The sequence below is a fragment of the Salibacterium aidingense DSM 18341 genome, assembly GCF_000429685.1.
Lineage (GTDB): Bacteria > Bacillota > Bacilli > Bacillales > Marinococcaceae > Salibacterium > Salibacterium aidingense.
This window is the reverse complement of sequence record NZ_KE386940.1, coordinates 268,927-291,689: the sequence shown is the minus strand read 5'-3', so window position 1 is coordinate 291,689 and position 22,763 is coordinate 268,927. Positions and strand designations below refer to the sequence as shown.

The 22,763-nt window shown below is 45.0% G+C and carries 24 protein-coding genes; 6 read left to right on the top strand and 18 right to left on the bottom strand.

Annotated elements, in window-relative coordinates:
* Position 1 precedes the first annotated feature (1 nt).
* Complete coding sequence (locus G475_RS28155; protein ID WP_156911880.1) at positions 2 to 322, top strand: IS3 family transposase; 321 nt, start codon at positions 2 to 4, stop codon at positions 320 to 322.
* A 60-nt stretch (positions 323 to 382) separates the two neighbouring features.
* On the opposite strand, the gene G475_RS0123540 is transcribed toward G475_RS28155, so the two are convergent.
* Entirely contained in the window at positions 383 to 811 is a 429-nt protein-coding gene (locus G475_RS0123540) for a hypothetical protein (protein ID WP_026703350.1), read from the bottom strand.
* A 277-nt stretch (positions 812 to 1,088) separates the two neighbouring features.
* Here G475_RS0123540 and G475_RS27015 point away from each other — a divergent pair, with 277 nt between their 5' ends.
* Entirely contained in the window at positions 1,089 to 1,259 is a 171-nt protein-coding gene (locus G475_RS27015) for an FbpB family small basic protein (protein ID WP_084414250.1), read from the top strand.
* Between the two features lie 14 nt (positions 1,260 to 1,273).
* Here the strand turns inward: G475_RS27015 and G475_RS0123530 are convergent, their stop codons facing one another.
* The 15 genes from G475_RS0123530 to G475_RS0123455 form a co-directional block, all read right to left on the bottom strand.
* Positions 1,274 to 2,155: an alpha/beta hydrolase gene (locus G475_RS0123530; protein WP_026703349.1), complete on the bottom strand. Its 882-nt coding sequence runs from the start codon at positions 2,153 to 2,155 to the stop codon at positions 1,274 to 1,276.
* 68 nt (positions 2,156 to 2,223) lie between these two features.
* Positions 2,224 to 2,658: a ferritin-like domain-containing protein gene (locus G475_RS0123525; RefSeq protein WP_026703348.1), complete on the bottom strand. Its 435-nt coding sequence runs from the start codon at positions 2,656 to 2,658 to the stop codon at positions 2,224 to 2,226.
* 114 nt (positions 2,659 to 2,772) lie between these two features.
* Positions 2,773 to 3,207 (bottom strand): peptide-methionine (R)-S-oxide reductase MsrB, encoded by a 435-nt coding sequence (msrB, locus tag G475_RS27625; RefSeq protein ID WP_026703347.1) that lies wholly within the window; start codon positions 3,205 to 3,207, stop codon positions 2,773 to 2,775.
* Positions 3,207 to 3,740, bottom strand: a complete 534-nt coding sequence (gene msrA / locus G475_RS27620) for a peptide-methionine (S)-S-oxide reductase MsrA (RefSeq protein ID WP_026703346.1) — start codon at positions 3,738 to 3,740, stop codon at positions 3,207 to 3,209. The genes msrB and msrA overlap by 1 nt, the downstream gene beginning before the upstream one ends.
* 401 nt (positions 3,741 to 4,141) lie before the next feature.
* Positions 4,142 to 4,654 (bottom strand): type 1 glutamine amidotransferase domain-containing protein, encoded by a 513-nt coding sequence (locus G475_RS0123505; protein WP_026703345.1) that lies wholly within the window; start codon positions 4,652 to 4,654, stop codon positions 4,142 to 4,144.
* An 80-nt stretch (positions 4,655 to 4,734) separates the two neighbouring features.
* Complete coding sequence (rnhA, locus tag G475_RS0123500) at positions 4,735 to 5,340, bottom strand: ribonuclease H (protein WP_026703344.1); 606 nt, start codon at positions 5,338 to 5,340, stop codon at positions 4,735 to 4,737.
* Between the two features lie 4 nt (positions 5,341 to 5,344).
* A complete protein-coding gene (locus G475_RS0123495) occupies positions 5,345 to 5,734 on the bottom strand; it encodes a hypothetical protein (protein WP_026703343.1) in 390 nt (129 codons plus the stop codon).
* Between the two features lie 26 nt (positions 5,735 to 5,760).
* Positions 5,761 to 7,056, bottom strand: coding sequence for a lysine N(6)-hydroxylase/L-ornithine N(5)-oxygenase family protein (locus G475_RS0123490; protein WP_026703342.1), 1,296 nt, complete (start codon positions 7,054 to 7,056; stop codon positions 5,761 to 5,763).
* A 156-nt stretch (positions 7,057 to 7,212) separates the two neighbouring features.
* Positions 7,213 to 8,520: a Na+/H+ antiporter family protein gene (locus tag G475_RS0123485; RefSeq protein ID WP_026703341.1), complete on the bottom strand. Its 1,308-nt coding sequence runs from the start codon at positions 8,518 to 8,520 to the stop codon at positions 7,213 to 7,215.
* A gap of 75 nt (positions 8,521 to 8,595) precedes the next feature.
* Entirely contained in the window at positions 8,596 to 9,057 is a 462-nt protein-coding gene (locus G475_RS0123480; RefSeq protein ID WP_026703340.1) for a precorrin-2 dehydrogenase/sirohydrochlorin ferrochelatase family protein, read from the bottom strand.
* Positions 9,050 to 9,823, bottom strand: a complete 774-nt coding sequence (locus G475_RS0123475; protein ID WP_035712578.1) for a sirohydrochlorin chelatase — start codon at positions 9,821 to 9,823, stop codon at positions 9,050 to 9,052. Before G475_RS0123475 ends, G475_RS0123480 begins: the two co-directional genes overlap by 8 nt.
* 33 nt (positions 9,824 to 9,856) lie before the next feature.
* On the bottom strand, positions 9,857 to 11,299 hold the full coding sequence (gene cobA, locus G475_RS0123470; protein ID WP_026703338.1) for a uroporphyrinogen-III C-methyltransferase: 1,443 nt from the start codon (positions 11,297 to 11,299) through the stop codon (positions 9,857 to 9,859).
* Positions 11,300 to 11,341: 42 nt separating this feature from the next.
* Entirely contained in the window at positions 11,342 to 11,947 is a 606-nt protein-coding gene (gene cysC / locus G475_RS0123465; RefSeq protein ID WP_026703337.1) for an adenylyl-sulfate kinase, read from the bottom strand.
* A 23-nt stretch (positions 11,948 to 11,970) separates the two neighbouring features.
* Positions 11,971 to 13,113, bottom strand: coding sequence for a sulfate adenylyltransferase (sat, locus tag G475_RS0123460; protein ID WP_026703336.1), 1,143 nt, complete (start codon positions 13,111 to 13,113; stop codon positions 11,971 to 11,973).
* Positions 13,114 to 13,140: 27 nt separating this feature from the next.
* Positions 13,141 to 13,848 carry a phosphoadenylyl-sulfate reductase gene (locus tag G475_RS0123455; protein ID WP_051302853.1) on the bottom strand — a complete coding sequence of 236 codons (708 nt, stop codon included), beginning with the start codon at positions 13,846 to 13,848 and terminating at the stop codon, positions 13,141 to 13,143.
* A 264-nt stretch (positions 13,849 to 14,112) separates the two neighbouring features.
* Here G475_RS0123455 and G475_RS0123450 point away from each other — a divergent pair, with 264 nt between their 5' ends.
* Both G475_RS0123450 and mreBH read left to right on the top strand, forming a co-directional pair.
* Positions 14,113 to 15,108 carry a lipoate--protein ligase gene (locus G475_RS0123450; protein WP_026703334.1) on the top strand — a complete coding sequence of 332 codons (996 nt, stop codon included), beginning with the start codon at positions 14,113 to 14,115 and terminating at the stop codon, positions 15,106 to 15,108.
* 190 nt (positions 15,109 to 15,298) lie between these two features.
* Positions 15,299 to 16,306, top strand: coding sequence for a rod-share determining protein MreBH (gene mreBH / locus G475_RS0123445; RefSeq protein ID WP_026703333.1), 1,008 nt, complete (start codon positions 15,299 to 15,301; stop codon positions 16,304 to 16,306).
* A 656-nt stretch (positions 16,307 to 16,962) separates the two neighbouring features.
* Here the strand turns inward: mreBH and G475_RS0123435 are convergent.
* Together G475_RS0123435 and G475_RS0123430 are read right to left on the bottom strand one after the other, a co-directional pair.
* Entirely contained in the window at positions 16,963 to 18,483 is a 1,521-nt protein-coding gene (locus tag G475_RS0123435; RefSeq protein WP_026703331.1) for a BCCT family transporter, read from the bottom strand.
* A gap of 477 nt (positions 18,484 to 18,960) precedes the next feature.
* The gene (locus G475_RS0123430; protein ID WP_026703330.1) at positions 18,961 to 20,598 is read right to left on the bottom strand and encodes a glutathione ABC transporter substrate-binding protein; all 1,638 of its coding nucleotides are present in this window, start codon (positions 20,596 to 20,598) and stop codon (positions 18,961 to 18,963) included.
* A 323-nt stretch (positions 20,599 to 20,921) separates the two neighbouring features.
* Between G475_RS0123430 and nikC the strand changes: the two genes are divergently transcribed.
* Together nikC and G475_RS0123420 are read left to right on the top strand one after the other, a co-directional pair.
* On the top strand, positions 20,922 to 21,812 hold the full coding sequence (gene nikC / locus G475_RS0123425; RefSeq protein ID WP_026703329.1) for a nickel transporter permease: 891 nt from the start codon (positions 20,922 to 20,924) through the stop codon (positions 21,810 to 21,812).
* An 18-nt stretch (positions 21,813 to 21,830) separates the two neighbouring features.
* Complete coding sequence (locus G475_RS0123420) at positions 21,831 to 22,751, top strand: ABC transporter permease (protein WP_026703328.1); 921 nt, start codon at positions 21,831 to 21,833, stop codon at positions 22,749 to 22,751.
* Positions 22,752 to 22,763: the final 12 nt, after the last annotated feature.

The following is a 22,763-nucleotide window of genomic DNA, read 5'->3' as shown; positions in this document are numbered from 1 at the left end:
TATGTTTCTTTTTATAGAAGTTCATAAAATAGCCCTTCGATACCAGCTTCTTGACGCCAATGGTATCGATCAGCCGCCCGGAATGAGCTCAGCGTTAACCTCTTCGCTCATACAGCCCCCTGTCACTCGGATAATCCGGCGCTCCCTACTGATCTTCCTGCCGCAAGGCCCGCGTCTCCCACCGTCCTCTTGTAAAACATCGGGTAAAGACAAACGAGAAGTAATGAATTATATGACATACTACAATCATGAAAAAGGACAATGGAATCTAAAAAAGATGAATCCTGCTTTATACAGGAATCATCTTTTGAGCGCTGCCTAATCTTTTCTTAAAATATCCTTTACAAAGGGTACACTTTAGAAAAAGGGCTGGTTTTTTTACTTATAAGGAATGGTCCCGGTTGGGAAGTTTTTCTACGTTATCCGCTTGTTCTAACTGCTTTTTCTCCGTTTGTTCCTGTTGTAACCTTTTAATGTCTCTGGCTGTTCGTTCGGCTGTTGATTTCGCAGATAAGGTTGTCTGCTTTAGATGGCTGGCACGCTCGGAAATATCCTGAATATCGCTTGAAGCCGACTGCAGCAAATGTGAGAATTCGGTAGAAGCTGATTTTACCTTGGTAATAATTTCTTCTCGATTTTCCGTCAAAAAGGAACTGGCTTCATTTATTGCAGAAGCTGTCCGCTTGGTTCCATTAACAATCGCATTCCTGCTTCGGCGGTTCACAGCCAATCCGGCAGCTGCCACGGCTCCGCCTGCCATTAATCCAATTTTTACTCCCCGACAAGATTTTTGATGTTGTGTCTCTTGCATGATCTCATTCCCCTTTCCGTATAGCTCTGGCATTCTAACGTTTAGTATTTCATTACCACCAATGGAAGCGAAATATTCCTCGAATTTTAATGCCGAATCTTCACCAGTCTTCTTCCCATTATAAACGGTATAAGAAAGAATTCAAATTTTCCTTTCTATTTAAATTATGCAAATTAAAAGTATTCAAAAAATAGTAACATTTTTGTCATTCAATATGTTTACAAATTCGTTATAATGGTAAATGGAGAGATGAGAATACAAAAAAGGATGGTGGAGTATGAGGAAACCTATGCGCTCGACGATGGAAGATTTGATTGCCGAGAATAAACAGGAGCTTTTAAGTGATCCATCCGCTATAAACGAGATAGAAAAAAAGCTGGATGAGAAAAAAGCGAAAGAAGTGTACGTGGAAGAACAGAAAACAAAGCCCCGTGCAGCGAATAACTAGGAAAACACAGCCTCTTACAGGGCTGTGTTTTCTTTATTTTTTAAAAAATTGACGATAAGCCGATAAATCATTTCCCGCTGTGCTTTTCGTTCATTTAAGAGATGATGTCGGCCGTTATCGATTAAAATCCTGTTGGAATAAGGAAATAAGGTATGATAAGCCTCCATATTATGTTTCCATTCCAGCGTTTGATCTTCGGTCCCCTGTAATATCTGTACCGGTTTGAAAGAAGGCGTTTTTTCCATTAATTCTTTTTCCCATTGAAACATAGCATAAATCCATGAAACCGGTATTGTTCTCCCTTCCAAGGGATCCTGTTTAATGCTTTCCATAAAAGAAGCCTCCCCGGTGTGAACCCGGAACGTCCGCGGCAGTTCTTTTTGAAAAACCGCTATAATCGGTGCCGCCATTTTGGAGAGCCACCACTGGTTGGAACGGATCAGTGGAGACACAAGGGCTACTTTTTGCAATACTGTGTCGTCGTAAGATAATAAATAATCTGCAAGTACTGCCCCGCCGGTGCTATGTCCAATTCCATGGATGATCGCCCTTTCTGTCTTTTTCAAGTGAGTAAGAACGGTGGAAAGAGCCTCCTTATACTCCTGAAACGACTCCCTTTTTATGGAAGGGCCTCCTGATTTTCCGTGCCCGGGGAGATCAAAAGCGGCTACATGATATCCCTGATCCGTTAAATAGTGGATCCACTCACTGTGGGTGCCGGCATGATCAAAAAAGCCGTGGAGAAATAAAACCAACTCTGCTTCATTCGGTTGTTTGAACATTTGGAAAAACAAGTGAAACCCTTTGTAAGGAATAAATTCTGCTGTATGTATCACTTTTTCTTCCGGCAGTTGATACGTCTTTCGATAGTTTGCAATGTTAAATGAATCTTCCATGTTTCTTTCCTTTCACTCTTTATAAGAAAAGACTGCCCTTTTGGGGACAGCCTTTTGGAACCCGCCTTTTATTGCATTCTAGGATCAGAAAGCAGCCGCTGTAATTCCTCCATGTGTCCTGTTTCATCCGCAATAAAATCTTCGAGCTTAATCTGCAGTTCAATCAGGCCGAGATCATCTGCCTGCTTCGCCCGTGTTTTATAGCGCGATATTGTTTCTTCTTCTGAATCTCTGGCAGCTTCAAGCATCGTTTTTACATCATCTGTCTGCTTCACATCCGCTGGTTTCGTGGTGGGTTCTCCACCCAGTGTTTTTATTTTTTCCGCAAGATAAAGGGCGTGCCTTTGTTCGTCCGTCACTTCTCCTTCAAAAAAAGGCTTTAACACCTGACGGTACATCCCGGACACCACAGCAGCATAGTTGTTATACATAATAATGGCGGCGTATTCATTTGCGAGATCTTCATTTAGTCCATCAATGAGCTCTTTTGTTTTATTATCCATCGTCCTTGCCTCCTTTGCGCTGCAATAATTGTCGCATTTTTAATCGTTGACATCTGCTTTTCACTTACAGTTTTACCCTTACCCTATAAAAAATAAACATAGATTTGAAAGACGTTAATCTTCAAAAAGCGACCGAAACTCTCCGTAACCTTCTTCCTCCAGCTTATCCTTTGGGATAAATTTCAGGGCTGCAGAATTAATACAGTAGCGCATGCCTTCTGGAGGCGGACCATCAGGAAACACGTGGCCGAGATGAGAATCCGCGTTTTTACTCCGAACTTCTGTACGCCGCATTCCCATCGTGGTATCGAGATGTTCTGTTACTTTTTCTTCTTTCAATGGTTTTGTGAAACTCGGCCATCCGCAGTTTGATTCAAATTTTTCCTTTGACGAGAAAAGGGGTTCCCCGGATACAATATCTATATATAAGCCTTCCTCCATCAAATCCCAGTATTCATTTTGAAAGGGGCGTTCTGTTCCGTTTTTCTGTGTCACTTCAAACTGAATCGGCGTTAGTCTTTTTTTCAATTCTTCCTTGTTTTCGGCCATTATTGATCCCCCCAATACGTTTGTATAAATCCTTCGCGTCCTGAGCCTTTTTTATATAATTGGTAGTGGAATTTATTTTTTTTATGGTAATCCTGGTGATACTCTTCCGCCGGGTAGAATGTGGCAGCAGGAAGAACCGGCGTTACGATTGGTTCTGAAAATGGGCCGTCCTTATCCAATTCTGCCCTGGCGTGTACTGCCCTCTGTTTTTGTTCGTCATCATGATAGAAGACAGCGGTCTGATAGGATTCTCCGCGGTCGTTAAATTGACCGCCGGCATCGGTGGGGTCAATCTGTTTCCAAAACACCTGCAGCAATTGGTCATACGGCACGGTCTTCGGATCATACTCGACCTGAATTGCTTCCACATGCCCGGTCGTATCTGAACAAACTTCTTCATACGTTGGGTTTTTTGTATGTCCTCCGGTATAGCCGGATACCACGGATTTTACTCCTTCCAGTTCTTGAAATGGGCCGACCATACACCAGAAACATCCTCCTGCGAACGTAGCAACTCTTGTTTCTGTACTCATTTTTCCACTCCTTCCGGTAAAGCAGCTGAATTCATTGTATCATTTTCCCTATTTATGATGCGCCGGATATGCTCAGCTTATAGGGCCGGTTTTCTTTTGATACTGGTTAATTCAGGAAGTACTACAGCACGTTGCTTTCGTTTGACAATCAGCGTGTTGGAGACAGGATCAATTTGAAAATGTTTCCTAAACGAAAATAAGAGCCATTTTGCAGGCTTCCTTTTTGTGTTTTGTCCTATATATTTTAGTATTAGACATTTTATCTTCTCTTTTCCTCTCCTGTGTCTTCCATATGTTTATAATAGACATATTGCACCAGGTAATGTCTTATACTTCCCTGAATGGGGCAGGAAAAAAAAGAAAGGCTGTCCAAAAAAGGCAGCCCCTCCAATATATCTCCTTTATTGCAGCTGTTTTAACGCTTCCCGATTGAAAGCCGGGAGGTCATCCGGCGTTCTGCTTGTTACAAGATTGTGACACACCACCACTTCCTGATCGTATACGTTTGCTTTAGCGTACTCCAGATCTGTCTGAATCGAAGTGAATCCTGTCACATTACGGTCTTCCAACGCTTTTGCTGTGATTAACAGCTGCGGACCATGGCATATTGCAAAAACAGGTTTATTCTCATCCATGAAATGTTTGGCAAATGTCACAAACCGTTCATCCGCACGAAGCATATCCGGGGAAAAGCCTCCCGGAACGAACAAGGCATCAAAATCAGCAGGGCTCACATCATCAATAGAGGCATCCACGGTCTCCGAAGCTTCCTTGTTTTTCCCTTCCACTGTTTTTCCTTTTTCTTTTTCTATAACCGTAAGGGTGTGCCCTTCTTTCTCAAACGCTTCTTTGGGGCTGGTATATTCCGAGTCTTCAAACATGTTGGTCATTACTACTGCAACCTTCTTACTCATGCCAGAACCTCCTTATTGCTTCTTATCCTGTACACATGAGTGTTATACCCAGTCCGGAGTTCTCCTAAACATGAAAGATGTTATTTCCTTCCATAATCAGCTTTGATTTCTCCCCACGCTTTTGTATTCCACTTTAGCAGCGGGTTCGACCAGTTGTTATGCCTCAGCCACTCTTCTGCTTTCTCCACCAGCTGCCATATTTCTTCGGTTTCCGGTGTTCGTTTGAGGCTGGAGTTTGCTTTTTTCTTTTTTACCCACAGCATTGCTGTATCGGAGTCAGAGTACACCGGCATATCACTGTTTCTAGCCTGTAAATATTGAAGAGCATGCACGATGGCCAGAAACTCCCCCAAATTATTTGTCCCCATGGCAATACCCGGATGAGAAAAGAGGATCTCTCCATTTTTTGTATAGACGCCCTTATATTCGACAAATCCCGGGTTACCATGAGAACCCACATCCACAGAAACACTATCTTCTATGTAGGCCGTCTTTTTTTTGGAAGAAAACTCGGAAGCAGAAGTTTTCCCGCTTTCAAAGGCCTGACGGGCTTCTTCTTTCGATTTAAACGATTTAAAGGAAGCACCTGCGTATCCTTTCACTTGTTTCTCACATTCTGCCCAGCTCTCATAAATGCCGGGGCGTCTTCCCTTCCAGACGACATAATATTTCTTCTTTGCCGGCACATTTTCACCTTCTTTGGGATTTTGATTTTCGGTTTATATAAACGACGTTACTCTTTTTCAATACTCGGTACGGCTGCACATAAGAACGAAAGAACCTGGAAGCAGCCACATACCCAAAAAGAATAATCGGAAGCGGATAAACATAAGCGTACAGTGAAACCGTCCCCCACCCTTTTTCGTTCACCCCTTCCAGAAGAAAGCCATGAAACACGATCGAACTTGTTCCAAACATCATCATAATAAATAGAACATTAAATAAGTGAAATATAGAGGAAGGCTGCTTGTCATTCACCTCTTTTTCAAGCATCCACTGCATACAGAGCACCACGGTCATCGTGATAAAGGAAACAGCCGCCGGGATGAAAATGATAAAAAGAAAAGACAGAACAGACATAACGGTTCCCCTTTTCCAAAGGATAGTTATTTACGATAAAAACGTTGAAAAATAGTATCCGCTGCCAGGGGGTAGACCTCCCGGCCGCATATGTCGTTAATGATCGTCTGATTTCTCATCACCGAAAGAGCCAGGTTCGTGGCAGCTGTTCCGTGGGAATGATCCAAATTAGTCAACATATACAAATGATGACTGCGGTTATCCTTGAAAACGAGACGGTACGCATCATCCACTTTGAATCTCTTGTGATCTTCCCACTCTATTTTGTCTCCAAACGCATTCAGCCAATCCGGCACATTTGGCTTATAGCCGGTCGCAAATATCACTTTATCAGAATGGTGCATGAATTCTTCGTTTTTCTGCCATTGACGGCAGAAAAGCTTATAACCTGTTGGACTTTGCTCTATATCCGTCACTTCTGTCATCGGCTGTAATATAACATTAGGATCGACTCTTTCGATCGAGCGGTGATAGAGAAGTTCATAGATTTTCATTAATGTACTTTGTTCGATTCCTTTTCTGCTTTTATCAAGATCAGGAAGAGCCTGAAGTCTTGTCTCAAAATCCAGCGTTCGGAAATAAGAAACATAATCCGGAGAAAATACTTCCCTGCCAAGCTTTGCGGCTTCTGACTGAAAGAATTCCGGAGAACGGGTAAGCCAGGATAATCTATATTTGTAATGTTTTTGATCCTGAAGAAGATCATAGAATATTTCAGCAGCGCTCTGCCCGGATCCCACAACGGTAATATTATCCGTATCTTTCAGTTCTCCTTTTCTCATCACATAGGAACTGCTGTGATAAATATTTTCGTCTATTTTCTTTTCAATCGGGGGCGGGAACATTGGAATACTTCCCGTGCCCACTACCACGTGCCGGGCGAAATAGGTAGAGGCTTCTCCCGTTTCGATGTTACGGATAAACACCGCATAGCATTCATCTCTTTCTGTTACGTTTTCCACGCGGTAACCAAAATGGCAAGAAGACAGCTGAGCAGCCACCCATTTGGCATATTCGTTATATTCCCTGCGCGGGATGTGTAAGTCTTCATAAAAATAAAACTGGTACAGTCTGTTTTTCTTATGTAAATAATGAAGCAGTGTATAATTGCTTGTAGGATCCGCAAATGTAACCAGGTCGGCCAAAAAAGTGGAATTTAATACGGTTCCTTCAAGCAGCATACCGGGATGCCATTCAAATGAAGGGCGCTGTTCGAAGAATAAACTTTTTACATCAGCAACCGGGTCAAGCAGCGCGGCCAGTCCTAGATTAAACGGGCCGATGCCTGCGCCGATGACATCATAGACTTTTGCGGCCGTCATAGTACCTTCCTTCCTTATCAATGATTAGGTGTTACTATACCCTTTTTTATACCTACATAACAGGGGCGTTTTCCACTATTTCCTTAGTATATAGCGGAAGCGGACGGCCATGCCGCCCGCCCTCAAGAATTATCCTCCTCTACAGCTTCCCGTTTTTTATAACACAGCTGCGGCTATTAAACCGAAAAGAAACAGGGGAATATTGTAATGAAGGAATGTAGGAACACATGTATCCCAAATATGATGATGCCTTCCATCTGCATTTAATCCCGACGTCGGGCCAAGTGTACTGTCAGAAGCCGGGGACCCCGCGTCCCCCATCGCCCCTGCTGTTCCTATTAAAGCAGTGGTAGCAAGCGGAGAATAACCAACAGTTAAACAAAACGGCACAAACAGGGCGGCTAATATAGGCACTGTTCCAAAGGAGGTTCCAATTCCCATCGTAACAATCAGACCCACGAGAAGCATCACCGCTGACGTAATGACATTAGCTTCGCTGGATATTCCTGTTGCGCTGTTCACTAACTCCTCCACCGCCCCGGTTTCTTTAAGAACATTAGCAAAACCGGAAGACATCAGCATAACAAAGGCTATCATTCCCATGAGTTTGACGCCATCATTGACCATATCATCCCCATGTCGAAAAGGAACCACTTGAAAAGCAAACATTAGTATAATACCGATGAGTGCCCCATAAATAAGAGAATCCATCGCAATCTGTACGACTAAGGCAGCTGTTATTGCTGCGACAGTCAAAAATTGTTTCATTCCAAACCGAGCAGTGTCGGTCTCTTCCGAACCAGCTGGATCTACAGTCTTATCCGGCTTATTGATCGGTTCTCTTGCTTTCCGGTACGTAATAAAAACTGCAATCAGCAATCCTGCTATCATCCCTGTCCCGGGAATAAACATGGCCTTCCAGATCTCCTGTATAGGCATATCCATTCCGCTGGCCGTCATCTCTTCAGAAATGGCTTTATGAAACAAAAATCCAAACCCAGCGGGAATCATTACATACGGAGCCTTTAAACCAAACGTCAATGCGGAGGCGACAGCCCTTCGGTCGATCTTCATTTCGTCAAACAGCTTTAACATCGGCGGTATTAAAATTGGGATAAAAGCGATGTGAACTGGAATAAGATTCTGTGAGAGACAGGCCGCTGCGGCAATAGTCATCACTAAAAAACCCCTTTTCCCCCGCAGAACACGCAGCAGAAAAGAAACAAGTACACCGGTAATGCCTGAATAACCAATCATTACAGCAAATACACCCAGCAGAATATAACTGAGGGCGGTTTCCGCCTGTCCCCCCATCCCTTCAATGACCATCTCTAAAGAATCACTGAAATTCAGTCCTGCCATCAGGCCTGCTGTTATTCCTGCAAAAAGAATCGCTAATACCACGTTTACTCTAAAAAGACTTAATAAAATCATAACAAAAACTGAAATAAGGACGGTAATCATAATAAAAAGACCCCTTTATTATTTTAGCTCTCTGCCAAAATAAAGTATAAGGGTCATATTTCTCGGATGCAATCCTTATTTTTGTGTTTTGTTTCTTTTTATCCAATCCTGCAGCTGTTGTTTCATCCTTTTAGCCGCTCCCGGGGAATGTCCTTTCGTGGACACAGCTATATGGTACTGATCTTCCTCAAAAGCAGCAGGGAAAGCGACGTTTCCAAGATCAGGATCATCTGCCCCATTTACAAGCTGATGAGGATGAACGGAATCGCGGATAATATGCTGGGCTGATTGATCTCCCGAAGCGGAAACAATCAAAAACGCTGTTGATAAATAATCAGACCGGCAGACATCTTTAATCCAGTGAATCTCTCCGTTGTCATACAAATATTTTAAATCTTCATGTATCTTCGGGGCCACCACTACGATATCAGCATAAGCCAATACTAATTTCTTAATTTTTCGGCAGGCAACCTTTCCGCCTCCAATCACCACCACCGGCTTATCTTTAAGATCCAAAAAAAGCGGGAAATTAAACATTTTTCCCGCTCCTCTCAAAAAAGGGAAGCTCTTCCAGCGTCTCTTCCGTTTTTTGTTGAAGTACCTTCATCAATTGTTTATCATAACCGAGATAATCGCATAAATGGAGAGCTGCGAAGCTGGATTGACTGACTTTTTCTATCTTTTCCTGCATTTCCTGCATCAACAGCCCGGTGAAGAGCAGATACGGAACGATGTAAACATGCCCGGCCCTGCTTCGGGCGATATCACGCAGGCCTTCATCAAAGGAAGGTTCTGCTGCAGCAAGAAATGCTGTTTTTACCCGTTCCACGCCCGTTTCCCGGTGAAGGTCCTGAGCAATCGTATGAAAATCCCTGATGGCAGCTTCATCACTGCTCCCTCTGCCAACAAGCAGGATTTCTGCATCTTCTCCCTTACGCCAGCCCCTGGCTTCCAACCGTTCGATCAATACCCTGATCATTTGGGGATGATGTCCGAATGGAGCGCCATATTGAATGGTAAGATGAGGATACAACGTCTGTACCTTGCTGAGCTCTTCTGGTATATCTTCTTTAATGTGACCAGCGGAGAGTAGCAGAACCGGCACTACAGCAATCGTATCGGCTCCCTGTTCGACACATCTTTTTGCCCCTTCCAGGATATTAGGTTCAGACAGCTCCAGAAAGCACGTTTCCTGAATGGGACAGGGAATCTCTTTTTTTGCTTCTTCCACAAACGCTTTTAACTGCCGGCTTCCTTCCGGGACTCTTGTCCCATGCCCAACATAGAGTACTCCCTGTTTCATCTTCTCCATCCTTTCGAAAAAAGGGTGTTCTCATTATACCTGCGTCGTTCCAGAAAAACTTTCAACCAATGTTTCTGCATCCGGTTTACTTAAGGTTTTTTCTACAGTAAGTCCAGCTGCTTCTGCCGCTTTTTCCGTGTGAGGACCATAACACACAATTGATTTATCAGCTCCCCATTCTACAGGAGAAATCCCAAGGATGTCCAATTCCTTCCAGAAGATGTCAACGGCTTTGGAGGAAGGGAACACAATGGTATTGATCAGGTGCTCCTGAATAAGCCTGGATAACGTTTTCCTCGTATTATCACTGCTGCGAAGTTTATGACTGGTCCAAGAATCAGCATATACCAGGGAAGGCGGGCTTTCATGATCCGGGCAGACAAGCAGAAAGTCTTCCACTGCTTCCGGAACCCCTTTTTCAGCCAAAATACCATGCTTTTTTAATGCTTTTACAGCTCGGTCAGTTCTGCCCATTATTTTTTCCGGGAGGTGACGGACATCTATGTCTGCCTGCCTCAATTTTTCAAAAAATACCGGGATACTTTCCGCACAGGTAAAATAAATCCCGGGATATTGCTTTACATCAGGCAAAGGTTTCGATTCCCCTGTATCGATGCTGTACGCCGGCGCTTCTATTACTTCTGCACCTCCGGCCCTTAGATGTTCAGCAGTCTCTCCTCCGCCCGGTGAAGTTTTAACGACCCAAATAAATTGTCCAAATAAAGGTTTTTGGTCGACCCAGTTCAGCTTTTGGTGCAGCAGAGCGGTCTCGCCTACAAGCGTAATCGCAGGATTTTGGATATTTTCCAGATCGGCCCTGGCCTTAATCGCGTCAAGAGGAGCCTCCACCACCCGCTGTTTTCCGGTAGTGCCCCACTCTATAATGGCAGCAGGTGTATCCGCAGGCCTGCCATGCCGGATCAGTTGTTCTGCTATCGTGCCGAGATTTTTTACTCCCATATAAAAAGCAATGGTATCGATACCTTCAGCCAATGCTTTCCAATCCACCGCCGGACTGCCATCGGCTGTTTTTGTATGCCCGGTCACAGCAGCAAAACTCCCGGAATAATCACGGTGGGTAACCGGTATTCCTGCATATAGAGGAGCTGCCATGCCGGCAGTAATGCCCGGCACCAGTTCATAAGGAATGCCGGCAGCTTTAAGGGCTTCCGCCTCTTCCCCGGCTCTGCCGAACATTCCCGGGTCTCCTCCTTTTAATCTGACAACCCGAAGTCCTGCTTCTGCCTTCTCAATCATCAGCTGCTGAATGGCTTCCTGCCTAAGATAGTGCCGGTCAGGAAGCTTTCCGCAATAAATACGCTCTGCGTCCTCCTTGACGTATTCGAGTAACAAAGGATGGACCAGGCGGTCGTACAATATGACATCCGCTTCCTGCAGGTGTTTTTTTCCTTTTACGGTGAGAAGTCCAGGGTCGCCGGGACCTGCACCTATAAGATATACTTTCCCTGGTTCCATCTATTTCTCCTCCCGACGCTGTCGTTCCTGCTGTGTTTTTAATTAAACCAGGCCCTTTTCCTTCAGCTTTTCAACGATAATATCCACCGCTTCTTCGATCGAATAATCTTCTGTGTTAATTAATACTTCTGGTTTTTCCGGTTCTTCATACGGAGAACTAATCCCTGTAAATGAGGGAATCTCGCCAGTTCTCGCTTTTTGGTATAACCCTTTTGGATCCCGTTCTTCACAAGTCTCCAGGCTGCAATCTACATGAATTTCGATAAATTCATTTTCTCCCAGCAGATCCCTTACCTGCTGTCTGTCTTCTTTATATGGGGAAATGAACGCTGTACTGACAATCTGTCCGCTGTCCACGAACAGCTTCGCCACTTCGCCGATGCGGCGGATATTTTCCTTTCTTGCTTCCGGGGAAAACCCAAGATCCTTGTTCAGGCCGTGTCGTACATTGTCCCCATCCAGTACATATGTCTGTTTATTGTCTTCAAATAATTTTCTTGATACTGCATTAGCAAGAGTAGATTTCCCGGAACCGGACAGTCCGGTGAACCAAAGTACAAAACTCTCATGTCCATTTTTGTTATTTCTTTCCTCCCGGTGGACGGAAGCGTCATGCCATACTATATTTTTTGTTTCCGTAGATGCCATTTTTTCTGCTCCTCCTTGTTCGATCAGGATACCGTTTCCTGCATACCTTTTATCAACACATCCACAACTTCGGGGCGGCTGAATTCACGCGGAGGCTTTTCTCCGTTTTTCAGCATTTCCCTCACCTTTGTCCCGGATAGAATGACATGATCTTCTTTTCCGTGCGGACATGTTTTTGCGGACGCCATATTTTCACACTTCGTGCAGTAAAAGCTGTGTTCAAAGAACAGCGGTTTGATGCCGAGCTCTTCTGCTGTAAATTCACGGAAAATATACTGCGCATCGTACGTCCCGTAATAATCACCCACACCAGCATGGTCTCTGCCGACAATAAAATGGGTGCAGCCATAATTTTTGCGGACCATCGCATGAAATACTGCTTCTCTTGGACCGGCGTATCTCATTGCTGCCGGAAATACAGCTAAATACGTACGCTGCGCGGGGTAATAATCTTTTAATAGCACTTCATAACTTTCCATTCGGACATCAGCCGGAATATCGCCCGGTTTCGTTGCGCCAACCAGCGGGTTTAAGAATAATCCATCAACGGTTTCAAGTGCCGTCTTCTGAATGTATTCGTGGGCGCGGTGCACCGGATTTCTCGTCTGAAAACCGACGACAGTCTCCCATCCTTTATCAGCAAAAACCTTCCGGGTTTCGGACGGTTCAATGTAGTAAGCATTAAATTGTTCGTGGGGGATTTCTTTTACAAGGGTAATGCCCCCTGCCACGTAGTGATCCGGACGGGTGTAGAGGTTATGCACTCCGGCATGCTCGGAATCTGTAGTGCGGTATACTTTTTCCGCTTCATTTTCTTTATTTGGCGTAAAGATCTCCTCCACTTCAATCACACCGTAGGCCGTCCCCTGATAAACGAGCCGGGCTTCTTGGACGGACTGAAGTTCTTCCGCTTTCTTTTCATTGACCGGCAGTGTAATCGGAATACTCCACACGGTGCCGTCCGTTAAACGCATCGTTTCCACCACAGAATCGTATTCCCGTTTATTCAAAAAACCGGTCAGCGGACTGAAAGCACCATTGGCGATTAATTCAAGATCCGAAACGGCAATATCATCCAGTTCGATCTCTGCTTCGATACCTGTCGTGTCTTTTGTGAAATCTTTTCTGTTAATTAATGTACCTCCATTAGGGATACTAGCCGTCATGTTTACAACATTCCTTTCTATAAATCTTTATTTATGGAGTCCGCATTCTGTTTTGCCTTGGCCGCTCCAGCGTCCGCTCCTTAAATCATCCCCCTCCAGAACAGCAGCTGTGCACTGAATACAGCCGATGCTTGGATAGTTCTGATCATGCAATTCATTGTAGGGCAGATTAAATGCTTCGATATACATCCACACATCATCCCAGGTCCAATGAATAAGCGGGCAGATCTTCACAGAAGAGAAGCGGTTATCCTTGTTCACAAACTGTGTATTTTTCCTGGAGGGGGACTGTTCTCTTCTTAACCCCGACATCCATGCATGGTATTTATTCAACTCCTGTTCCAGCGGTTCCAGCTTCCGGATTTGGCAGCAGCGGTCCGGATTGGTTTCCCAGAGCCTCCCGCCTTCCTGCTCTGCCTGCTCCTCTGGTGTCCATTTTGGCCGGAGCATCTTGATATTCAGCGATGGGTACTTCTCCTTCACACGATCTATCAGCTCGTAGGTTTCCCTGAAATGAAAATCCGTATCAAGAAACACGATAGTAGCATCCGGCTTCACTTTACTTATCAGATCAATAAGAACAATGCCTTCTGCACCAAAACTGCAGGCATAAACAAGATCATCTCCATAATTGTCATAACTCCAGCGTATCACATCACGGGCACTTTTTCCTTCTAATATTTGATTTGCTTCCTCTATCTCCTCTTGACCCAGTGTTTCGTATGTGAGCACAATTTCTCCCCCTATCTCATTGTGAGGCTCGGATCAGCAGTTCTTTTTTATTAATCCATAGTATGCTTATCGACATTATAAGTTTACTTGTTTATCGTTATTTTAGAGAGGAACACAAAAAAAGTCAATGCATTCGAAAGAATCTTTACAGAACGGGGCGCCGCTGTTACTTTCTCGAGCGGACAAAAAGAGGGGCCCAAACATTGGCTAAGCTTTCTCCCTTATGTAATAATAAACCTATATTTCGTTTGCAGGAGGATAAAGAAAATGAAATTTATTGACAATGAAGGGATTACCGATCCGAGACTGAATCTTGCTATGGAGGAATTTGCCCTCTATCACATGGATCTGGACAAAGAAGACACATATTTGCTGTTTTATGTGAACGAGCCCTCCATCATTATCGGTAAAAATCAAAATACAATAGAGGAAATCAATGTTGATTATGTAGAGAACAACGGGATTCACGTCGTAAGACGGCTGTCCGGAGGGGGCGCTGTCTATCATGACCTCGGTAATTTAAACTTCAGCTTTTTGACAAGAGATGACGGGGATAGTTTTCATAACTTCAAAAAATTCACCCAGCCCGTGGTTGATGCTTTAAACAGCATGGGGGTGCCGGCAGAAATGTCTGGAAGGAATGACCTGCAGGCCGGCGGCAAAAAAATTTCCGGAAACGCGCAGTTTTCCTCCAAGAGCAGAATGTTCAGCCATGGGACATTAATGCTTGACTCCAAAACAGAAAATATCGTCTCTGCTTTAAATGTAAAAGATGAAAAAATTAAATCCAAAGGGATTAAATCCATCAAAAGCAGAGTAGGAAATATAAATGACTATTTAGAAGAACCTTTAACCGTGGATGCTTTTAAAAATCTGCTCCTCCGGTTTATCTTTCAAAACACCCCGGAAATACCGACTTATTCCCTTACCAAAGCGGATTGGGAAGAAGTCCGCCGTATCGCGGATGAGCGTTACAACAATTGGAACTGGAATTACGGCAGATCACCGGCTTTTGATATTCACCGTTCAAAGAAGTTTGATGCAGGTCTTATAGACGTACGTTTCAATGTAAAAAAAGGCGTCATTCAAAAATGCAAAATTTACGGCGATTTTTTCGGTACAGCGGAAGTAGCCGATATCGAACGCACCCTGGAAGGGACAAAATATGAGACCAATGCCTTAAAATCGACACTGGCTCCCTTTGATCTGCGAGAGTATTTCGGCCCAATAGAGCAGGAGGATTTCTTGTCTCTTCTCTATTAACGGGAAAGAGGCAGAGTGGAGCTGAAGCGATGGGACCACGGCAAAAGATCGAAGTGGCTTTCATCCTACGATAAGAGCTTCACCGGCTCTGCTTCTTTTCCTATTCTAATCTATTCGGCCCTTACCCTAGGTTTTTCTCTCCTTCTATAATGGGAAAGAGAGAAAAATAACCTCAAGAAGGGTGAAAGACATGCTGACAAACGCAGAAATTGGAATCGACCTGGGAACAGCGAATATCCTTGTTTATACAAAAGAAAAAGGAATTGTATTAAATGAACCCTCCGTAGTAGCTATTAATTCTGACAGCAACGAGGTGCTGGCGGTAGGTTCGGAAGCCAAAGAAATGGTTGGAAAAACACCCGGACAGATCGTTGCGATGCGCCCTTTGAAACTGGGTGTCATTGCTGATTATGATATAACATCCACTATGTTGAAACATATTATGAAACGGATTAACAAAGAAGCCGGTTTTTCCATGCGCAAGCCGAAAGTTATTGTCTGCACTCCGTGCGGCTCAACTTCTGTAGAACGCCGTGCCATCCGTGACGCCGTCATGAGCTGCGGGGCTAAATCGGTACATTTAATAGAAGAGCCGGTAGCCGCAGCGATTGGTGCCGATCTCCCGGTGGACGAGCCCATAGCTAACGTTATCGTCGACATCGGCGGAGGCACCTCCGAAGTCGGGATTATTTCCTACGGCGGAGTAGTTTCGTCTCAATCCATACGCCGGGGCGGCGATAACCTGGATGAGGATATCATTCAATATGTACGTAAAACCTATAACTTGTTAATCGGGGAACGAACGGCTGAAGAGATTAAAATTAATATAGGAAATGCGTCCCCGGAACATGAGGAAAAATCAATGGAAATTCGAGGACGTGATCTTGTTTCCGGCCTTCCAAAGCCGATCGTGCTGCACTCCAGTGAAATTCATCATGCCATCGCTGAATCTCTGGACCACATTCTGGAAACGATCCGGGAAACACTTGAAACCTGCCCTCCTGAATTAAGCGGAGATATTGTGGACCAGGGGATCATCCTGACGGGGGGAGGGTCCCTGTTAACTGGATTGCAGGAATGGCTCAGTGAACGAATTATCGTGCCGGTCCACCTCGCTCCCAATCCATTAGAAGCAGTGGCAATGGGGACAGGTAAATCCCTGAATATTATTCACAAACTGCAGGAAGCCTCGGTTTAAAGAGCGGCTCGGGGCAGAAGCCGTCGTCTTCCGCCTCTGCTATCAATCGGGATTTTACAGAAGAGGCACCTCGCGGACATATATTCCGTTAAATGGCAGAGTGAGCGGGCTCGGGAGGCTTTTTCGGACATTTATTCCGCTATCTGGACTTTGGACCGCTTCTTTTACATTAAAAGGGGGAAATAACGGAACAAATGTCCAATTATCCTTTCAAAATGGGGAAAATCGAAGAAATAACGGAATAAATGTCCGCCTCTTCTGTATACGAAGAAGGCAGGGGCTTTCGTAAGTACATGGGCATCCGCTGCAGGCGGACGCTTTTACTCCAGAGCACAAGCGCGACATCGGCTCCCTTCGGATCGCCGTGTCTTCTTTGCCGCCGGGCAGCACCTCAGCTACATCCCTGAAGGAAGATCGGCTAAGTGCGGCACGTCCTGTGCCAACACCGATCTGACTCCTATCATGGGAGCCTCCGTTTGATGGGATCTTCGGCTGCTGCTTGAAAAGGAAACAGGCTAAAACCGCCACATCATGTGGCAGCGCCTGCATGACCAACCTCCTGTTGGCCCGGAGTCGCCTTCCGCTCCTGCCCAAAGTGGTTTTTCTTGAACATAGAAAAGGAGCTGTACCTTTTGAGACAGCTCCTTTCTTTTCTTTTATTTTATATTCTGTGCGTCTGCCATTTTCCGGACGACCCGGGGGGCCAGCCATATCATGGGGAGAAGCAGAAGGGATACTGGTACGGCTGTGACCACAATGAAGTTCTGCAATGCTTCCACACTTCCCTCTCCAATGTAGAGCAGAATCGCGGCAACACACCCCATCAGTACTGCCCAGAATACACGAATACTGCTCTGGGGATTTTCTTCCCCTGTGACTCCCATAGATATCGTAAATGCCATGGAATCTGTGGTAGTGACCACAAATAATATGGTAAGCAGCAGAAACAGTGGAGTAATAACACCGGCCAGTGGGAATTGTTCGGTGATCGCGATCATCGCTGCATGCATGCCGGTATCCATCAAAGCATCAGAGACAGAACCTGGATTCTGAATTTCAAAAAAGATGCCGGAACCGCCTACCACCGTAAACCAGAATGTGGTTACAACCGGAGCAATAATGGAGACAGCGATCATTATTTCCCGTACCGTCCGTCCTCTGGAAATACGGCTTACCAGCATTGCCATCATCGGTCCATATCCAATAAACCAGCCCCAGAAAAATACGGTCCAGAGACCAAGCCAGTCGTTATTGCCCCGATAGGTGCCCATGGATAGGAATTGATCCAGATAAGTACCAAACGATACGATATACTGATCAATAACAAAGCCTCCTGGCCCGACGATTAATAAGACTGCCATAAGAACCAGTGCCAGCCGGACATTAAATTTACTTAGCCATTGAATACCTTTATATAGTCCTGTTACTGCGGAAATCGTGGAAATAATAACGACTCCAATGATAATGGCCAGCTGGGTTGCAAATACATCCGGGACCCCAAAGACAGCCTGAAGACCATAACTGGCCTGCAGCCCTAAAAAGCCAATAGGCCCAATCGTTCCTGCTGCCACAGAAATAATGGAAAACGCGTCAATTATTCTGCCAAAGATATTATTGTTTATTTTTTCTCCAAACATGGGATAGAGCAGCGTTTTTGGTTTTAAAGGCAGCCCTTTATTGTAATGACCATACATTAAAACCACAGCACTTAATGTCCCAAGGATCGCCCAGGCAAGAAATCCCCAGTGCATAAAGCTCTGGGCCAGAGCAGGTGCAGCTTCTTTGCTGCTTCCTCCATTTTGAAACAGGGGCGGCGTGTCCATGAAATGGTACATTGGTTCCGCCGCTGCCCAGAATACTCCTCCCCCGGCAAGCAGCGTTGCCATAATCATGGATATCCATTTAAACGTACTAATTTCCGGCGCTGTCATATTTCCTAATTTTATCTTTCCGTATTTAGATAAAGCGAGCCATATCGAAACGGCAAAGGTCGCCAGCATCAGCAGCTGCCAGAAGGCGCCAAAGTATGTGACAGACCAGCCGAATGTTGTATTCACAAAAGATGTAACGGCCTCCAGATTAATAAAGGATACGATCACAAATAATGACAGGAGACCTCCGCTGATACCTAAGACCGTCCAATCTACGTTTGACTTATTTTGTTGTTGTACTGAGATAGTATTCTCCCCTTTTTCAATGTGTACTTATTCTATCCTGCATCTCATCTCGTTTTATTGCGAGGACACACAAGGAGTTACCTTAACATGTTCCAGTAGGATATGTAAATAGGAAGGGGAATATGAAAAGAGTAGTACTCAACGTTACATGCTGAGGCATCCGCTGCAGGCGGACGCTTGCCGCGGGCACGCCTCCGCTGCATCAATGGAGGAAGATCGGCTAAGTTCGGCACGTCCTGTGCCAACGCCGATCTGACCCGCTTCCTGCGGGCTCAAACACCGTTTGATGGGATCTTCGACTGCTGCTTGAAAAGGAAACAGGCTAAAACTGCCACATCATGTGGCAGCGCCTGCATGACCAACATCCTGCTGGCCCGGAGTCGCCGCCTTCCGCTTCTGCCTCGGTTCCATTTTCTTTATCAAAGGAAAGGGGCTGTACCTTTTGGCACAGCCCCTTCTTCCATACAGTTAAGTCTATTATTCGGAAATACTTACATCTTGAAGCTGATAGAGACCGTTCGGGTGTTTCCAGAATCCTTCCACGTCATCGCTGACTCCCACGAGGTAGTCATCGTGATGGGAATAAATCATCGGCGCATCTTCTACGAGAATTTCCATGACATCTTCATAGAGAGCGGCCCGCTTCTCTTCATCCCCTTCACGGCGTGCTTCTTCAAGCAGAGAATCTACTTCTTCGTTTTCATAAAAGGAGCGGTTGCCCGGTTCGCCATGATTGTCAGAATGGAACAGTGGATACATGCCGTAGTCGGCGTCGCCTGTTACCGTGCTCCAGCCAAGAATGAACATATCATGTTCTCCTTCTGCTGTGCTGTCCAGATACGCGCCCCATTCAAGTACTTCAATCTCAACTTCCACACCGATCTGCTGCAGCTGCTGCTGCACAACCTCTGCAATATCCTGGCGTTCACGGTCGTCATTGGTCCATAATGTTGTCGAAAAGCCGTCTTCATAACCTGCTTCTGCCAGCAGCTCCTGAGCCTGTTCCGGATCATACGGCAGCCCTTCCACTTCATCACTGAAGCCAAAGACGTTTTCTCCAATCGGAGCCACCGCTTTGGTTGCAGCGCCTTCCATGATACCGTCCACAATCTGGTCTTTATCGACAGCCATGGAGATGGCCTGACGCACCCGTTTATCATCAAACGGCTCTTTCTGTGTATTAAAGCTGATATATTCCAGACTTAAGCTGTCCTGTACATACATGCTTGCATTTTCCATATTATCTACACGGGAGGTATCACTCGGACTGACAGGGAAAATAATATCGGCCGCACCCGTATCCAGTTCTGCGACCCGTGTCAGATCCTCCGGCGTTACCTGGAACGTAACCGTTTCGATATCCGGAGTTTCTCCCCAGTAGTCTTCATTTTTCTCCAATACAACTTCATTACCTGAATCCCATTCCTGCAGCTTAAACATACCGGTTCCGGCCGGGTTTTCATCGATATAAGACCCCGGGTCTTCCCCTTCTTCCATCATTGCATAGTCTTCTTCAATGACATCTGGGCTAATAATGCCTCCACCGCTGTGTGCCAGGTGGGCCGGCAGCGGTGCAAAAGGAAATTCCGTTACAAATTCTACCGTATAATCATCAACAACGTTGACCTCTGTCACCATTTCATAAAGAAAAGCACGCGGAGATCCAACATCTTCATCACGAATACGGTCAAATGTAGCTTTTACGGCTTCCGCATTAAACTCGGCTCCGTCATGGAAGGTGACGTCTTCACGGAGCGTGAACTGCCAGGTGGTGTCATCGATCTGTTCCCACTCTGTTGCCAGGTTGGGCTGGATTTCCATATTTTCGTCCTGCGTTACCAGGGTTTCAAAAATATTGGTTTGTACGTTACTCGAAGGAACGTCATTGGAACCATGCGGATCCATGCCGGTTGCATCAGATGCTGTGGCAATAACCAGATCTTCTGATGATCCTCCCCCATTATTACCTTCTCCTTCTTCAGCCGTGTCTGAATTTTCACTATCTTCTGCTGCATCCTCACTGTTTTCATCCGGTTCACTGGCACACGCAGTTAGCGCCAGGCTGAATAGAACAGCAAGAAAGAATGTTCTGAAAATATTCAGCGATAATTTCATTGCTACAACCCCTTTTACTTTTTTTCCATGAAAACAATTATTAATATAACTTATGAAATATTATTATTCAAGTAATTTCTGAAATATATTTGTCAAATTTTTTAAGATTCTTTTCCGCTTTAAAGGGAGTTAGCAAGCATTGTGTTATTGTCGGTTTTCCAATCACACAGGAGGTGAACAACGATTCACTAGTCCTTTACTACTATTCCATTATAATATATTTATCATTGTAATATCGCTCAATCGTGATATAATTCATTTTTGTAATATGTTGATAGATAGGATGTTTAACGTTTAATAAATATTGGAAAGGAGTATAAATTTTGCCAGAAACAACTGTAAATTATCCAGTAACCAAACCCTCCAATCCCCACATTGAAAATGTTAAGAACATTTTAAAAAGGCTTAAAAAAAATAAAGCCGCAATGCTGGGCGGTTTTCTCATTTTATTTTTTATACTAGTTTCTATCATCGGTCCTCATCTTGTTCCTTTCAGTGCCGGAGAACAAAACCTTGTAAACAAGCTGGAAGGTCCATCTGCCGAACATTGGTTTGGGACGGATCATCTCGGGAGGGATATATTCAGCCGTGTTATACATGGAATGTCTATCACCCTCTATATTGGGTTTTTCTCTGTTTTTATTGCTGCGGTTGCCGGGGTTGTCATTGGAATTGTTTCCGGTTACTTCGGAGGAAAAATCGATACCGTGTTAATGCGGTGCATGGACGTTCTTCTTGCATTTCCCGGGATTCTTCTGGCACTTGGGGTAGTCACCATCTTAGGACCCAGTTTGAACAATGTCATTCTGGCAGTTGGTGTATTTTCGGTACCAGCTTTTGCGAGAATTGTCAGAGGTTCCACCCTGGCTGTAAAAGAACTGGAGTATATTGATGCCGTACGGGCCCTTGGGGCAAGTGATTTCCGTATTATTTTCCGTCATGTGCTCCCAAACGTATTCTCTCCTATTATTGTACAGGCTACCCTTCGGATAGCCACCGCTATTCTGACAGCTGCCGGACTTTCCTTCCTGGGGCTGGGAGCACAGCCGCCGATGCCGGAATGGGGAGCGATGCTGAGTGACGGCCGAAATTATATTTTTGATGCAGGCCATGTTGCTTTTTTCCCCGGTATAGCTATCGTTGTCGTCGTTTTGGCTTTTAATATTTTTGGAGACGGCCTGCGTGACGCCCTTGATCCAAAAATGAAATCATAAACGAAAGGAGAGAATCTGTTGTTTGTATTTACAGTCCGACGAATTCTGCAGACGATTCCAGTTTTAATAGGAGTAACAATATTAGTCTTTTTAATGATGCATCTTGTGCCCGGAGACCCCGCCCAGGTTATTGCCGGGGAGGCTGCAAGTGAACAAACCATACAACAGATCCGGGAAAGACTGGGGCTGAATGATCCTCTTCCCATGCAATATTTTAACTTTATAATCAATGCTCTGCAGGGGGACCTCGGCACCTCTATTCGAAGCGGTCAAGAAGTAACATCGGAAGTGGCATCCCGGTTCTGGGTGACGCTTGAACTTTCGTTTTACAGTATGATTCTCAGTGTATTTATTGGGTTAATTGCCGGTATTATTTCAGCCGTCCGCCATTATACATGGGTAGATGCCGTAATGATGATCATTGCGTTATTCGGATTGTCCATGCCGAACTTCTGGCTGGGATTAATGCTGATGCAGTATTTTGCCATTGATCTTGAAATTTTTCCTGTTTCCGGATGGGGATCTCCCGAACAGCTTGTATTACCGGTAATAGCACTTGGTACCGCCGGCGCTGCGATTATCGCCCGCATGACCCGCTCCAGCATGCTGGAGGTTATCGGTCAGGATTATATTCGCACAGCCCGGGCCAAAGGGGTCAAAGAACGGATTGTCATCTATAAACATGCGTTGAAAAATGCGATGATTCCTGTCGTGACTGTTATCGGTCTTGAGTTTGGAACCCTGTTGACAGGAGCTGTATTAACAGAAACTGTGTTTTCCATTAACGGATTGGGACGATTTATTGTAGAGTCGATACAGGCCCGTGATTTTCCGGCTGTTCAAGGCTCTGTATTAGTTGTGGCGGTAGTATTCATTCTCGTTAATTTACTCGTCGATATTTCCTACCGCTTCCTGAATAAACGGATTGACTTAAATTGATGGAATTGTTTA